Source organism: Pseudomonas muyukensis (assembly GCF_019139535.1).
GTDB classification, from domain to species: Bacteria; Pseudomonadota; Gammaproteobacteria; order Pseudomonadales; family Pseudomonadaceae; genus Aquipseudomonas; species Aquipseudomonas muyukensis.
The window spans coordinates 3201667-3214812 of sequence record NZ_CP077073.1 but is presented as its reverse complement, the minus strand read 5'-3'; the positions used below and the strand labels follow the sequence as shown (position 1 = coordinate 3214812).

The 13146-nt window shown below is 69.1% G+C and carries 10 protein-coding genes and 1 pseudogene; all 11 read left to right on the top strand.

Going from position 1 to position 13146, the window contains the following annotated elements:
- The first annotated feature begins 4 nt into the window (after window positions 1-4).
- The 11 genes and pseudogenes from KSS95_RS14390 (at window position 5) to KSS95_RS14340 (ending at window position 13145) form a co-directional block, all read left to right on the top strand.
- The gene (locus tag KSS95_RS14390; protein ID WP_217847745.1) at window positions 5-1579 is read left to right on the top strand and encodes a GumC family protein; all 1575 of its coding nucleotides are present in this window, start codon (window positions 5-7) and stop codon (window positions 1577-1579) included.
- A complete protein-coding gene (locus KSS95_RS14385; RefSeq protein WP_225935506.1) occupies window positions 1576-2811 on the top strand; it encodes a glycosyltransferase family 4 protein in 1236 nt (411 codons plus the stop codon). Before KSS95_RS14390 ends, KSS95_RS14385 begins: the two co-directional genes overlap by 4 nt.
- Window positions 2808-4178: an O-antigen ligase family protein gene (locus KSS95_RS14380; protein WP_217847744.1), complete on the top strand. Its 1371-nt coding sequence runs from the start codon at window positions 2808-2810 to the stop codon at window positions 4176-4178. The genes KSS95_RS14385 and KSS95_RS14380 overlap by 4 nt, the downstream gene beginning before the upstream one ends.
- Entirely contained in the window at window positions 4175-5140 is a 966-nt protein-coding gene (locus KSS95_RS14375; protein WP_217847743.1) for a glycosyltransferase, read from the top strand. Before KSS95_RS14380 ends, KSS95_RS14375 begins: the two co-directional genes overlap by 4 nt.
- Window positions 5133-6274, top strand: a pseudogene (locus KSS95_RS14370) (glycosyltransferase). Before KSS95_RS14375 ends, KSS95_RS14370 begins: the two are co-directional and overlap by 8 nt.
- A gap of 9 nt (window positions 6275-6283) precedes the next feature.
- A complete protein-coding gene (locus KSS95_RS14365) occupies window positions 6284-7294 on the top strand; it encodes a polysaccharide deacetylase family protein (RefSeq protein WP_217847742.1) in 1011 nt (336 codons plus the stop codon).
- Window positions 7291-8595: a lipopolysaccharide biosynthesis protein gene (locus KSS95_RS14360; RefSeq protein ID WP_217847741.1), complete on the top strand. Its 1305-nt coding sequence runs from the start codon at window positions 7291-7293 to the stop codon at window positions 8593-8595. The genes KSS95_RS14365 and KSS95_RS14360 overlap by 4 nt, the downstream gene beginning before the upstream one ends.
- Window positions 8592-10502, top strand: coding sequence for a hypothetical protein (locus KSS95_RS14355; RefSeq protein ID WP_217847740.1), 1911 nt, complete (start codon window positions 8592-8594; stop codon window positions 10500-10502). Before KSS95_RS14360 ends, KSS95_RS14355 begins: the two co-directional genes overlap by 4 nt.
- Before the next feature lie 34 nt (window positions 10503-10536).
- Complete coding sequence (locus KSS95_RS14350; RefSeq protein WP_217847739.1) at window positions 10537-11226, top strand: GNAT family N-acetyltransferase; 690 nt, start codon at window positions 10537-10539, stop codon at window positions 11224-11226.
- 4 nt (window positions 11227-11230) lie between these two features.
- A complete protein-coding gene (locus KSS95_RS14345) occupies window positions 11231-12394 on the top strand; it encodes a GNAT family N-acetyltransferase (RefSeq protein ID WP_217847738.1) in 1164 nt (387 codons plus the stop codon).
- Window positions 12366-13145 (top strand): ChbG/HpnK family deacetylase, encoded by a 780-nt coding sequence (locus tag KSS95_RS14340; protein ID WP_217847737.1) that lies wholly within the window; start codon window positions 12366-12368, stop codon window positions 13143-13145. Before KSS95_RS14345 ends, KSS95_RS14340 begins: the two co-directional genes overlap by 29 nt.
- Window position 13146 lies beyond the last annotated feature (1 nt).

Below are 13146 nucleotides of genomic sequence, written 5' to 3'. Positions count from 1 at the left end.
CACCATGATCACGCAACCGAAAGAAAACTATGTGCATGAGTTCTTCCGCATCTTCTTCGCCAACCGCCAGTTGGTCAAACGGGTGTTCCTGGTGTTCGCGCTGATCGCCGTGCTGCTGCCGCTGGTGCTCAAGCAGAGCTACGACGTCACCGCCGAAGTCATCGTGCAGTCGAAGAAGCTCTCGCAGAGCGACACCTCCTCGGCGCTGTCCCAGCAGGCCGACCAGTTCATCCCGCCGTCGCTGGCCGACATGGAGACCGAGAGCAATATCCTGCGCTCGCCCACCCTGATCCGCCAGACCCTCGGCGAGCTGCGCAAGGAAGGCCACTACCCCGACGAGCCCGGGCTGCTGCGCCGGCTGCTGCTCGATCCGCTGCGCCACGCCGTGATAGCGCCACTGCACCGGGTGTTCGGCAACAACGTGGCCGATGACCGCGACACCCAGCTGGACACCCTCACCGACCAGGCCGTGAAAGACCTCAAGGTCGAGACCCTGCCTGGCTCCAACGTGATATCCATCACCTACAACGCCGCCGACCCCAAGCTCGGCACGCTGTTCGTCAGCCGCCTGCTGGAAAACTTCCTGACCAACCGCCAGGACCTGCAATCCAACGAGCTGCCCGAAACCTTCTACGAACAGAAGAAGCTGCACTACCAGGCCCGCCTGGGCGACCTGGAAAACCAGCGCCTGGGCCTGCTGACGGCGATCGGCTCGTCCGATCCGAAAGAGGAGATCACCTTCCGCCTCAACGCCATCAACACCGAGGAGCAGGCGCTCAACCTGCAACGCGACCGCCAGTTGCAGAACCAGAAGTGGCTCGACTACCTGCAATCCAGCCTGGCCGCGGCCAGCAAAGCGAAGATGGCTGACTACGCGTTCCCCTACACCTTCACCACCACGGTCGACAACATCGCCTTCGAGGACCGCGAGATCAAGCAGCTCGGCGAGCAGCTGACCACCCAGCTGGCCCGCTACAACGGTGATGCCACGGTGTTCCAGCCCGGCGCCGAGCAGATGGTCATGGCCCGCCAGCAAATTGCCCAGTTGCGCGCGCAGTTCCTCAAGATCGTCGAGAACCGCATTCGCGAGCGCCAGCAGGACCTGGCCGTGACCGCGCAGGTGATCGCGCAGAAGACCCAGCGCATCGCCGACTACAGCCAGCGCATCCTGCAACTGCGCGAGACCCAGAGCAAGACCCGCCAGCTGGACACCGAGATCGACGCCCTGCACAAGGCCTTCTCCACCTATGCCCAGCGTTATGAAGAAAGCCGTGGCCAGGGCCTGCTCGACGGCAGCCAGTCCAACGCGCGCATCCTCAGCGCGCCTTACCAGCCGACCGCCGCCAGCTTCCCGAAACCCGGCCTGATCATTCCATTCGGCCTGATCACCGGCTTGCTGCTGGCCATCGCCGTGGTCTATGTCAAGGAGTTCTTCGACCACCGCTTCAAGCATCCGGCGCAGATTGGCCACCAGCTGGGCCTGCCGGTACTGCTGGTGATCAACGACCAGACCCCGGCCCTGCCCAACCCGCACAAGACCTGGTCGCTGCCCCGCCTGTGGCACTGGGTGCGCAATTGAACGCGGCGCTGCGGGCCTGCGAGCGGCCGATCCTGCACCTGCTCAGCAGTGGCGGGTTCTACGGCGCCGAACGCATGCTCCTGGACCACTGCCAGGCCATGCCGGGCCAGCATCGCGTGCTGTTTCTCGATGCCCCGGCCGAGCTGGTGGCACGGTTTCGCCAGGCCGGGGTGGCCTGCGAAACCTGCCATGGGCTGCTGGCGGTGCTCAAGGTGCTGGGTGCGCAGCGCGGCCAGCGGCCGCTGGTCAACAGCCATAACTTCAAGGGCCAGCTGTTTGGCTGGATCGGCGCCACCCTGTGGCGCCTGCCGATGGTCAGCACCCAGCACGGCTTCACCCCGCGCAGCCGCAAGCAACGCTTCTACACCTGGCTGAGCCTGCAGCTGTGCCGCACGCCGACGGTCGCGACGGTGGTCTGCGTGGCCCAGAGCATCGCCCGCATCCACCGCGATGCCGGGGTGCCCGAGGTCAAGCTGCAGGTGATTCCCAACGGCCTGCCCGAGGCCAGTACAACTGCTGACGCCCCTGCAGGAGCGGCCTTGCGTCGCGATGGGCCGCACAGCGGCCCCAAGGCCTCTCACGCCGATAATCCAGGCACATCGGATTGCCATGCCCCGGCGGCCGCTTCGCGCCCGATCGCGACACAAGGCCGCTCCTACAGGGATCGCGATCACGAGCACAACACCTGGCTCGCCGCCTATGTCGGCCGCCTGTCCAGCGAAAAAGGCCCCGACCTGTTCCTCGACACCCTGATCCCGGTGTGCCAGCGCCACCCGCAGGTCCACGCCGTGATGCTCGGCGAAGGCCCCGAACGCGACCTCCTGCAAGCCCGCATCGACGCTGCCGGTCTGACCACCCGCATCACCCTGCCCGGCTTCCAGCGCGACATGCGCGGCTGGATGGCGCGCCTCGACGCCCTGGTGATCAGCTCGCGCACCGAAGGCACGCCGATGATCCTGCTCGAGGCCATGCAGGAAGGCGTACCGGTGGCGGCCTTCGGCGTCGGCGGCATTCCCGATGTCATCGAGCACGGTCGCAACGGCCTGCTGGCCAGCCCCCTGGCCACCGCCGAGCTGGGCGCGCACCTCGAAGCCCTGCTGCAAGACCCCGAGCAAGCCGCGGAGCTGATTGCCCGGGCCCGCCGCACGCAACGCGAACGCTACCACCTGCCGACCCTGGCACAACGCTGGGCCCTGGTGTACCGGGGCACGGCCGAGGAGGTTGTCGCATGATCATTCCCCTGTCGCTGGTGGGCCTGGTGGCCCTGCTGAGCCTGGGCCTGCTGGCCAGCCCCTACCCATACCTGGCCCCCGGCGCGGTGATCGGCCTGGCCGGCGCCCTGGCGCTGTACCGCAAGCCGGCCTGGGGCCTGTTGGCGATCGCTACCCTGGTGCCACTGGAGGGCCTGCTCAAGGACGGCCTGGTGTCCGGCGCCAAACTGGTGGGCATCGGCCTGGTGCTGATCCTCAGCCTGCAACTGGCGGTGCGCCAGCTGCCCGCCGAGCGGCTGCGCAGCAACCAGTGGCGCCTGTTGCTGGCGTTCATGGCCCTGTACCTGCTGAGCCTGTGGACCAGCGACGACCTGGCCCTGTCCAGCGGCCACCTGCGCGAGCTGCTGGTGGGCCTGGTGGTGTTCGTCATCACCCTGCTGGTGGGCCGCGACCTCAACCTGCCGCTGCTGGCGCGGCTGATCACCGTCAGCGTCTGCGTCACCTGCCTGTTCGCGATCTTCTCCAGCAAATACCAGGAACAGGGCCGCGCCTCGGCCATGCTCGACCCCAACGCCTTCGCCCTGCTGATTACCATCGCCATGCCCCTGGGCCTGTGGCTGGCGATCAAGGCGCGGCAGCTGCCGGTCAAGCTGTTCTGGGCCGGCTGCTGCCTGTTGCTGCTGGTGGGCATGACCAAGACCGAATCACGCTCGGGGCTGGTGGTGCTGCTGATCAGCCTGGGCATCGTGCTGCACAACTACCGCGAGCAGTTGGCGCGCATCCGCCCGCGCCACCTGGGCTTCGCCATGCTCGGCCTGGCCATCGTCCTGCCGCTGGGCGTGGCCCTGATGCCCGCCGGCTACGCCGAGCGCATCCAGTCGCTGATGCTGCTCAAGTCCGGGGTCAACGCCCACCAGGACGAGTCCCTGGGCCGGCGCGCCTCGTACCTGGTGGTGGGCAAGGAAATGATCAGCCACAGCCCGCTGCTCGGCACCGGCCCCGGCACCTTCCCGCTGCATTACGCCGACACCGGGTTTTCCAAGGCCTTCGCCCCGGTCAACAGCAAGACCACCGACCTTTACCGGCGCGCCCACAACACCTACCTCGAGCTGTTCAGCGAAGTCGGCCTGCCGGCGGGCCTGCTGTTCGTCGGCATGATCGCCCTGGCCCTGCGCAACTTCTGGCGGGCCCGTGCCGCGTTCCGGGCCGCCGGCGACCCTGACCAGGCCGACCTGATGACCCACCTGAGCATGAGCATGCTGGCCATCGGCTTGTTCCTGATGTTCCTCAGCGCGCCGAGCCACAAGTACCTGTGGCTGATGCTGGCGCTGTCCAGCGTGCTGCTGGGCCAGGCCCGCGCCGCGCAGCCGCTGGGGGTGGCCCGATGAGCCAGGTGAGCATCGTCATCCCGATGTTCAACGAGGCCCGCCATATTGGCCGCACCCTCGACGCCGCGCGCCGCGCCGCCAGCGCCGCGGGGCTGGCCTGCGAACTGATCGTGGTGGACAACGGTTCCAGCGACGCAGGCCCGGCGATCGCCCGCGGCCATGGCGCCGAGGTGCTGGTGCTGCCAGGGGTGGCCATCGGCGCCCTGCGCAACGCCGGGGTGGCTGCCAGCCACGGTGACTGGCTGGCCTTCCTCGACGCCGACATCGAAGTGCCCGAGCACTGGCTCGACCTGTTGCTCGACTTGCAGCGTCGCGGCGACGGCGATGTGTTCGCCCTGGACTGCGACACCCCGCGCCAGGCGCCGTGGTTCGCCCAGGCCTGGCAACGGCGCACCTTGCGCTGCGGGCAGACGGTACAGGACAGCGCCTGGCTGCCGACCCCCAACCTGCTGATGCGCCGCAGCTGGTTCGCGCAGGTGGGCGGTTTCGACGAACGCCTGCGCACCGGCGAGGACAAGGACTTCACCCTGCGCCTGCACGCGGCCGGCGCGCGCCTGCGGGTGCTGCGCGCACCGGCGGTGCTGCACTGGGGTTTCGAAGCCAGCTGGCGCGAATGGCTGGGCAAGGAAATGTGGCGCCAGGGCAGCCACCTGCAACTGCTGCGCAGCCACGGCTTGAGCCTGCGCCTGCTGCGCTTCCCGCTGCTTTCGGTCGGCGCCTGGGTGCTCGACGCCATGGCCCTGTCGGCGCTGCTGGACGGTTTCCCCCACGTGGCGCTGGGCCTGCTGCTGCTCAGCGCCCTGCCCGCGTTGTTCCTCAGCCTGCGCCAGAGCCGTCGCCACCGCGACCTGCTGCTGACCGTGCAGCTCTGGGGCCTGCATTGGTTGCGCCTGCACCTGGCCGGTGCGGCGTTCATCCTCAGCCTGTTCAACCGCACTGCAAGGAGGCCCGCCCGTGGCTGAGATCATCTTCTGGCTTTGCCTGCTGTTGCCGCTGTACGCCTGGGTCGGCTACCCGCTGCTGCTGACCCTGGCCGCGCCTTGCTTCGCGCGCCGCACACCGGGGCCATTGGCGCCGCAGCGGGTCAGCGTGGTGATCGCCGCGCACAACGAGGAGCGCCATATCGCGGCCAAGCTGGCCAGTGTGCTCGGCCAGGACTACGCCGCCGCCGAACTGCAGGTGGTGGTGGCCAGCGACGGCTCCAGCGACCGCACCGTGGCCCTGGCCCAGGCCCAGGCCGTGGGCGATCCACGGGTGCAGGTGCTGGACCTGCCGCGCCTGGGCAAGGCCGGCGCGCTCAATAGCGCGGTGGCGCAGTGCAGCGGCGAGCTGCTGGTGTTCACCGACGCCGACAACCAATGGGCCGGCAACACCCTCGGCCTGCTGCTGGCACCCTTCGCCGACCCGCAGGTCGGCGCCAGCGCCGGGCACATGGTCATCCCCGACCCGGGCAAGGGCCTGAGCATCGGCGACAGCCTGTACCGCCACTACGAGGCCTGGGTGCGCAAGGTGGAGAACCGCACCGGCTGCATGGTCTCGGCCGACGGCGCCCTGCTCGCCCTGCGCCGTGCGCTGTACCAGCCTATCCCCAAACAGGTCAACGACGATTTCTACATCAGCACCTGCGCCCCCGCCGCGGGGCTGCGCATCGTCTATGTGCCCGAGGCGCTGGTCATCGACCAGGGCGTGGACGAGGCCGACAAGCAGTTCCGCCGCCGCCAGCGGGTGACCGTCGGCGGCCTGTTGAGCCTGGCCGCCCGCCGCGAGCTGCTCAACCCCGCGCGCCACGGGCTGTACGCCATTGCCCTGCTCAGCCACAAGCTGATCCGCCGCCTGGCCCCGGTGCTGTTGCTGCCGCTGCTGCTGGCCAACCTGTGGCTGGCCGCCGAACCCGGTTTCTACCGCCTGACCCTGGCCTTGCAACTGCTCGGCTACGCCGCCGCCGTCGCCGGGCTGCTCGACGCCCGCGACGGCTGCCGCGCCCGTTCCGCCTGGCCGCCTTCGTGCTGGTCACCCTGGCCGGCATGAGCGTGGGCCTGTGGCAGTTCCTGCGCGGGCACAGCTACAGCCAATGGAACCCCGACCAGAATCGATGAGCGACGGACATGCCGATCAAGACCCATATCAAGCAGGCCAGTGGCTGGTTGTACTTCAAGTCGCCGCGCGGGCGCGCCGAACTGCGCGGCGCCGGGGTGATCCTCATGCTGCACCGGGTGCTGGCCGATGACGCCAGTGCCGCGCTGCCCCATCGCAACGAGCTGTGCGTCGGCCCGCGCGCCTTCGAAGGGCTGCTGCGCTGGCTGCAACGGCACTTCGACTGCGTCAGCCTGATGGACCTGCTGGAAAGCCACCAGGCGCCCCGCGGCGATGCCCGGCCCAAGGTGGCCCTGACCTTCGACGACGGCTGGCGCGACAACGCGGTCAATGCCTTCCCGCTGCTGCAGCGCCACCAGGTGCCGGCGAGCATCTTCCTGTCCACCGACTACATTGGCAGCCGCCAGCGCTTCTGGTGGGAAAGCGTCGGCGAAACGCTGTGGGGCAGCCATGGCGAGGACGCCCGCCGGCTGTTGATCGAGCGCCTGCGCAAGCTCGGCCGGCCATTGCCGGCGGCGTACTTCATGCACGACCACAGCAAGGCCCGCAGCCTGGTGCTGGCGCGCTACCTGCAAACGCTCAAGAGCCTCAGCCCCCAGGCCCTGCACCTGCTGACCGACACCTGCCCGCCGGAGTCGCTGCCCCAGGCCATGGACTGGCAGCAAGTGCGCACCCTGGAAGATTCCGGCCTGGTGCGCTTCGGCCCGCACGGTGCCAGCCACGCCCTGCTGCCGCACCTGGATGACCACCGCCTCAACGAGGAACTGCAGCGCAGCCATGCCGCGCTCGGCGCCGGCTGTCGCGCGCCACTGCCGGTGTACTGCTACCCCAACGGCGACCACGACGCACGGGTGCGCGCGCGGGTCGCCGCGCACCGCTACCCTTACGCCCTGAGCACCCGCCCGGGGATCTGCCAGGGCCAGGACGACCCCCTGGCCCTGCCGCGCATCGGTGTCAGCCAGCGCAACGCCAGCCGCCCATCGCTGCTGGCCTGGCGCATCAGCCGCGGAGCACGCGGATGATGCGCAACAGCTACCTGCGCCAGCTGGCCCTGAGCATGGCCACCAAGCTGGCGATGATCGCCCTGCGCCTGCTGCGCAACGTGCTCCTGGCGCGCATCCTCGGCCCCAGCGAACGCGGCCTGTTCGCCCTGCTCAGCACCCTGCCCGAGCTGATCAGCGCCGCCACCAGCGGCGGCCTGAACAGCGCGGTCGGCTACCAGGCGGCCAAGCAGCGCGACATGGGCCTGCTGCTGACCCAGGTGCTGGTCTACGGCAGCCTGCTGGCCGGGCTGCTGACCTTGCTCTGCGTGGTGCTGGTGCGCTCGTTCGGCGCCGACCTGGCAGTGACCGTGCAACTGGGCCTGCTGGCCTGGCTGTTGCTGCTGGCGGTGCCGATGACCGTGCTCAAGAGCGGCCTGCTGACCCTGCACAACGCCAGCGGCGGCGTCGGCGCCTTCAATGCCTTGCGCCTGAGCGAATCGCTGGCGCCGCTGCTGCTGTTCCTCGGGCTGTTCTGGATGTGGCGCGAGCAGGCCCTGGAAGCCGCGCTGATCAGTTGGCTGGCCGGCATCGCCCTGGTGCTGGTGCTGGGCCTGTGGTGGCTCGGCCGCCAGCATCGCCTGCGCCTGCGCTGGGACCGCGGCGGCCAGCGCGAACTGCTGGCCTACAGCGCCAAGAGCCACCCGGACCTGTTGTTCCAGCAACTGATCCTGCGCTCGGACTACCTGTTCATCGGCGCCCTGCTCGGCAGCACCGCCCTGGGCCACTACGCCATGGCCAGCGCCGCCGCCGAACTGTTGCTGATCGTCCCCGAGGCCGTCACCACGCCGCTGATGAAACGCCTGCTGCAACAGGATACCGGCATGGAACGCCTGACCCCGCTGGCCCTGCGCCTGACCGCCACGGTGATGCTCGGCGCCTGCCTGGGCATGGCGCTGATCGGCCAATGGCTGATCGTCACCCTGTTCGGCGCCGACTACGCGCCGGCCTACCCGGCCTTGTTGGCGCTGCTGCCCGGGCTGCTGGGGCTGTGCTATGCGAGCATCCTGCGCCTGGACCTGCTGGGCAAGAACCGCCCCGGCACGGTGTCGCTGCTGATGGGCGCGGGGGCCGCCTTGAACCTGCTGCTCAATGTGCTGCTGATCCCGACCTGGGGCATCGTCGGCGCCGCGGCGGCCTCCTCGATCGCCTACCTGGCGGTGACCGTGGCCATGCTGGCGCTGTACTGCCGCCTGAGCGGCGTGCCAGTGGCGCGCACGCTGATCATCCTGCCCAGCGACTTGGCGCCGCTGCGCCAGATGCTGCAACGGAGGCCGGCATGAGGGCCCTGCTGCTGCTCGCCATGCTGCTCCCGCCCGCGCTGCCTGCGGCGCCGCTGCAATGGGGCGAGATCCGCGATGGCAGCTTGTACCTGCTGCCGACCCGCGACGACCAAGTGCGCATCCAGTGGCGCCCAGCCTGGCAGGCCGACGCCAACGCCGAGCGGCTGTTCCTGCTCGACGGCCAGGGCCGCCTGGTCGGCGAACGGCCCATCAGCGCCGAGCAAGTCCGCGGCACGCAACGCTGGCCACTGGCGCCGGGCCAGGGCACCTACCGCCTGGAAATTCCCGGCTACAGCTTTCGCGACTACCGCATCCAGCACGCCGCCAGCACCCGCGCGCTGTTCGCCCCGACCAAGGTGCATTTCAGCGCCGAGGTCGGCCCCGGGGTGACCCTGTACTTGCGGGTCAAGGCTGGCGAACAGGCGATCCTCGCCGGCAAGTACCACGGCGGCGTGCATGGCCTGTTCGCCGAGCGGCTGGGCGATGGTCGGCGCGTGCAACTGGCGCTCAAGCCCTACCCTGCCTACTGGCGTTTCGACCAGCAGGCGCTGCCCACCAGCAACCGCGACGAGACCTGGCGCCTGTCCTTGCAAGGCAGCGGCAAGGCGGCGTTCTGGCTCGATGGCAGCGCCAACCTGTTCGCCCAGCGCGCCGAAGACCTCGGCGACCTGCCCCAGGCCCCCGGCCAGGTGCGCCTGAAGCTGGCCGACAAGGTCCTCGGCCCCACCCCGAAGCTGGGGGTAGCCTTGCCCTACGTGCTGCCGCCAGCCTCGAGTTTCGCCGCCCTCGATGCCCTGCGCCCCCAGGCCGCCGGCTACTACAGCTTCGTCGATGTGCTGCAGCGCCAGCCCGATTTCGAGAACCCCTGGCGCAAGCTCTATCAACAACGTTTCGGCATTCGCCAGGACATCACCCTGCTGGCCGGCAGCGCCCGGGTGGCCGACCTGCGCAGCGACCGTACCAGCCACGACGCCCTCGGCGCCTGGCTGGAGGCGACCAAGGCCCTTGGCGGCCAGGGCCTGCACTACCTGGCCTTCGCCGACGAACCCAACCTCAACTACCGCGACTATGCCAGCTACCGGGATTTCTTCCAGGCCATGGCCAAGCGCGTGCGCGACTACCCCGGCGCCCATCAGGCCGGGGTCCGCATCGCCATGCCGGCCTCGTCGCGCTTCACCGGCGGCCCCTTCGCCGAGGACGGCAAGCAACGCCGTGGCATCGACTGGGCGCGGCGCCTGCTCGCCGAACAGGACGCGCAGATCGACGCGTTGGCCTGGCACGAGTGGATGGTCCGCGACCTGCTCGCCACTCGCAGCTACCGCGACAGCGTGCGCCAGGCCGCCGCGCTGGTCGGCCTGGACGGCCAGGGCCGGCCGCGCAAGGCGCTGCTGCTGGACCAGACCAACCTGTCCAGCGGCTCGAGCCTGAGCCCTTACGAGCAGAACAGCCACTACGCCGGCCTGTGGTGGACCTCGGTGGTGATCAACGCCGCCAGCGACGGCCTGCTCGACATGCTCAACTGGTTCCACGTCGCCGACGAGCCCGAGTGGCCCAAGGGCATGCTGCGCGACGCCGGCGGCGAGCGCTACGAACTCAAGCCGGTGGGCCTGGCCCAGCAGTTCATCCAGCGCCACTGGCTGGACCAGGTGCTGGCGCTGGACAACGACGCCTTCGAAGTCGACGCCCTGGCCATGGCCCGCCAGCGGCAACGCAGCCTGCTGGGGGTGAACAAGGCCGAGCGCCTGCAACAGGTCGCGCTCACCCTGGGCAACTGCCCTGCCGGCCAGCTGGAACTGTTCGGCCCCGACAACCAGAGCCGCCGCGGCCACTACGACTGCCGCGACGGTCAGCTACGTTTTCAATTGCCAGGGCAAACCGTGTTCGCCCTGACCTGGAAGGCGTCATGAGACGCATCTCGACCTGCCACGTACAGGAGGCACCATGAGTGCTTTGACCAAGCTCCAGGAGCGCATCAAGCGCAAAGGACTGCGCAACACCCTCGGTAGCGCCTGGCGGCACTACGTCTTTTACCACTGGCAACTGTTGTGGATGGAGCGCGACCTGGTCAGCCCGGTGCCGCCGCACCGCCTCAAACCCTATGGCGCGTTGCGCGTCGAGACCATCAACGTGCACAACGCGCAGGCCTTCGCCCGGCATTTTGGCGACCGTGTCGATACCATGCGCGAACTGGCGGCCGAGGGCCACACCGGGCTGATGTTCGTCGACGACGACAACGACGCGGTGGCGTTCATCTGGGGCAGCAACCGCCACTACCACGACCGCCACTACTACGGTTGCTGGTTCCCGGTCGGGCCCGGCGAGTTCTTCGAGTTCGGCGGCGAACTGATCCGCAAGTACTGGGGCACCGAGCTGTCGGTGGACCTGCAACTGGCGCTGTGGCAAGCCATGGCCGCCCAGGGCTGCAACAAGGTGGTGGATGTCTGCGAGCAGCACAATATCCCGGCGCTCAAGCTGCACCTGCGCATGGGCTACCAGGAACAAGGACGGATCATGAACGTGTATTGCCTGTTCGGTCGCTGGAAGTTCTTCCGCGAAAGCCGCTACAGCGAGTCGCGCCTGGAACCGTTGCGCAAGCCGGAGCCGCAAGCCTCTGCGGCCACCGCGAGTTGAGCCGGTGAGCCTGGTGCTGAAGTGGTGCGCGTCGTTGCGCAGCCACGACTTCCCCGCCGGCGAGTACGAGGCGCTGCGCAAGCGCCTGCCTGCCAGCACGCCGTTCAACCACCTCGGCTGGCTGCGCGCCGCCGAGGCCGCGCTGGCGCCCGGCCAGCAGCTGCAAGTGCTGCTCGGCTACCAGGACCAACACCTGTGCCTGTGCCTGCCGCTGATTCGCTGCCGGGAACCCTTCGGCCCGCTGTTGGCCCCGGTGGTGCGCCACCTCGGCCACCCGCTGAGCGATCGCATCGCCTTGCTCATCGACCTGCCGGCGCTGTACGCCGAGCAGGTGCTGCAGGCCATTCGCAGGCAGTTGCCCCATGCCCTGCTGCAACTGAGCGAAGTGCCGGACCACCCCGAGACCGATGGTTGGCTACGCCAATGGGCTGCGGCCAGCTCCACCTGGCAGCAGCGCCTGAGCTGCCGTGTGCCGGTGCACCGCATCAACGAAGGCGATCGCCAGGAAGTCAGCGGCGACCCGCGCTACAAACTGCGCCGCGCGCGCAAGCGCATCGGCGCCTGCGGTGCCCAGGTCCGGCGGGTCATCGCCACCCCCGAGAACATCGGCGCACTGCTCGACGCCATCAGCGCCGTCGAGGCCGCCAGTTGGAAAGGCGACGACGAGGTCGGCATCTTCTCGGGCGAGCTGCAGCGCCAATGGATGTACCAGGCGTTCACCGCCCTGGCCGCCGAGGGCCTGGTCTGCCTGGTGCTGCTGGAACTGGACGGACGCTGCATCAGCTACCGCCTGGGCCTGCTCGAACGCGGCCGGGTGTACGACTACAACCTCGCCTTCGCGCCCGAACACCGCGACCTGGGCAGTGGCCGCGTGCTGCTCGAGGAGTGGATTCACTGGGGGCTGGACCAGGACTGGAAGTGGGTCGACGCCTCGCGGGTCAGCCTGAACAATTCCAGCCACCAGCTCCACGAACGCCAGACCGGCCACCTCGAACACTGGCGCCTGAGCAGCTACAGCTGGCGCCCCGACGGCCTGCTGCTGGGCCTGGCGCAACGTACCTGGCAATGGCTCAAGCCGCGCCTGCGCAAGACCGGCACACCTGGCACCCTTGCCCCGACCCCACCACAGGAGCACCCGGATGCCCTCCCAGGTCATAGTCAACGCTGACGATTTCGGCCTCAGCGCCCACACCAACGCGGTGATCCTGCATGCCTTCCAGGCCGGGCTGATCAGCTCGGCCACGGCCATGGCCAACATGCCGGCTTTCGCCGCCGCCTGCACGCTGGCCCAGCAACCGGCGCTCAAGGGCCGGGTGGGCCTGCATTTCAACCTGACCTACGGCCGCCCGCTGAGCCGGGCGATCCTTGCCGAGCCGCGTTTCTGCACGCCCCACGGCGAGTTCGACCTGCGCCTGAAACAGCGCACATTGCGCCTGTCGCGGCGCGAGCGGGCGGCGGTGGCGCAGGAGCTGGAGGCGCAGTGGAAGCACTGCCTGGACCATGGCCTGATGCCCAGCCACCTGGACTCGCACCAGCACGTGCACAATATCTGGCCGGTCGGCGAGGTGGTCGCCCGCTTCGCCCGCAGCCAGGGCGTGCCGATCCGCCTGGCGCGCAACATCGGCCACAACATCGGCCCGCTGAAACGGCTGTTCAAGACCTTGCTCAACCGGCGCCTGCACCAGCTGTGCGGGGTCACCGCCGACCATGTGTGCACCCCGGCCGATGTGCGCGCGGGCCTGGCGCCGGCCCATGGCGTGCTGGAGGTGGTGGCCCACCCCAGTGCCCTGGGCAGCCAGGACTTCGGCGACGCCTACCTGGCCCGCGGCGAATCGCTCAAGGCGCTGATCGAGCAGCGCCTGGGCGACCGACCCCGGGTCAGCTACACCAGCCTGGTGCAGCGTGCGCCGGTGGTGTAGG

Excerpts from the sequence above, each read along its gene's own strand:
- KSS95_RS14390 (WP_217847745.1), top strand. The coding sequence starts at position 5 with ATGATCACGCAACCGAAAGAAAACTATGTGCATGAGTTCTTCCGCATC.
- KSS95_RS14380 (WP_217847744.1), top strand. The coding sequence starts at position 2,808 with ATGATCATTCCCCTGTCGCTGGTGGGCCTGGTGGCCCTGCTGAGCCTG.
- KSS95_RS14375 (WP_217847743.1), top strand. The coding sequence starts at position 4,175 with ATGAGCCAGGTGAGCATCGTCATCCCGATGTTCAACGAGGCCCGCCAT.
- KSS95_RS14365 (WP_217847742.1), top strand. The coding sequence starts at position 6,284 with ATGCCGATCAAGACCCATATCAAGCAGGCCAGTGGCTGGTTGTACTTC.
- KSS95_RS14360 (WP_217847741.1), top strand. The coding sequence starts at position 7,291 with ATGATGCGCAACAGCTACCTGCGCCAGCTGGCCCTGAGCATGGCCACC.
- KSS95_RS14355 (WP_217847740.1), top strand. The coding sequence starts at position 8,592 with ATGAGGGCCCTGCTGCTGCTCGCCATGCTGCTCCCGCCCGCGCTGCCT.
- KSS95_RS14350 (WP_217847739.1), top strand. The coding sequence starts at position 10,537 with ATGAGTGCTTTGACCAAGCTCCAGGAGCGCATCAAGCGCAAAGGACTG.
- KSS95_RS14340 (WP_217847737.1), top strand. The coding sequence starts at position 12,366 with ATGCCCTCCCAGGTCATAGTCAACGCTGACGATTTCGGCCTCAGCGCC.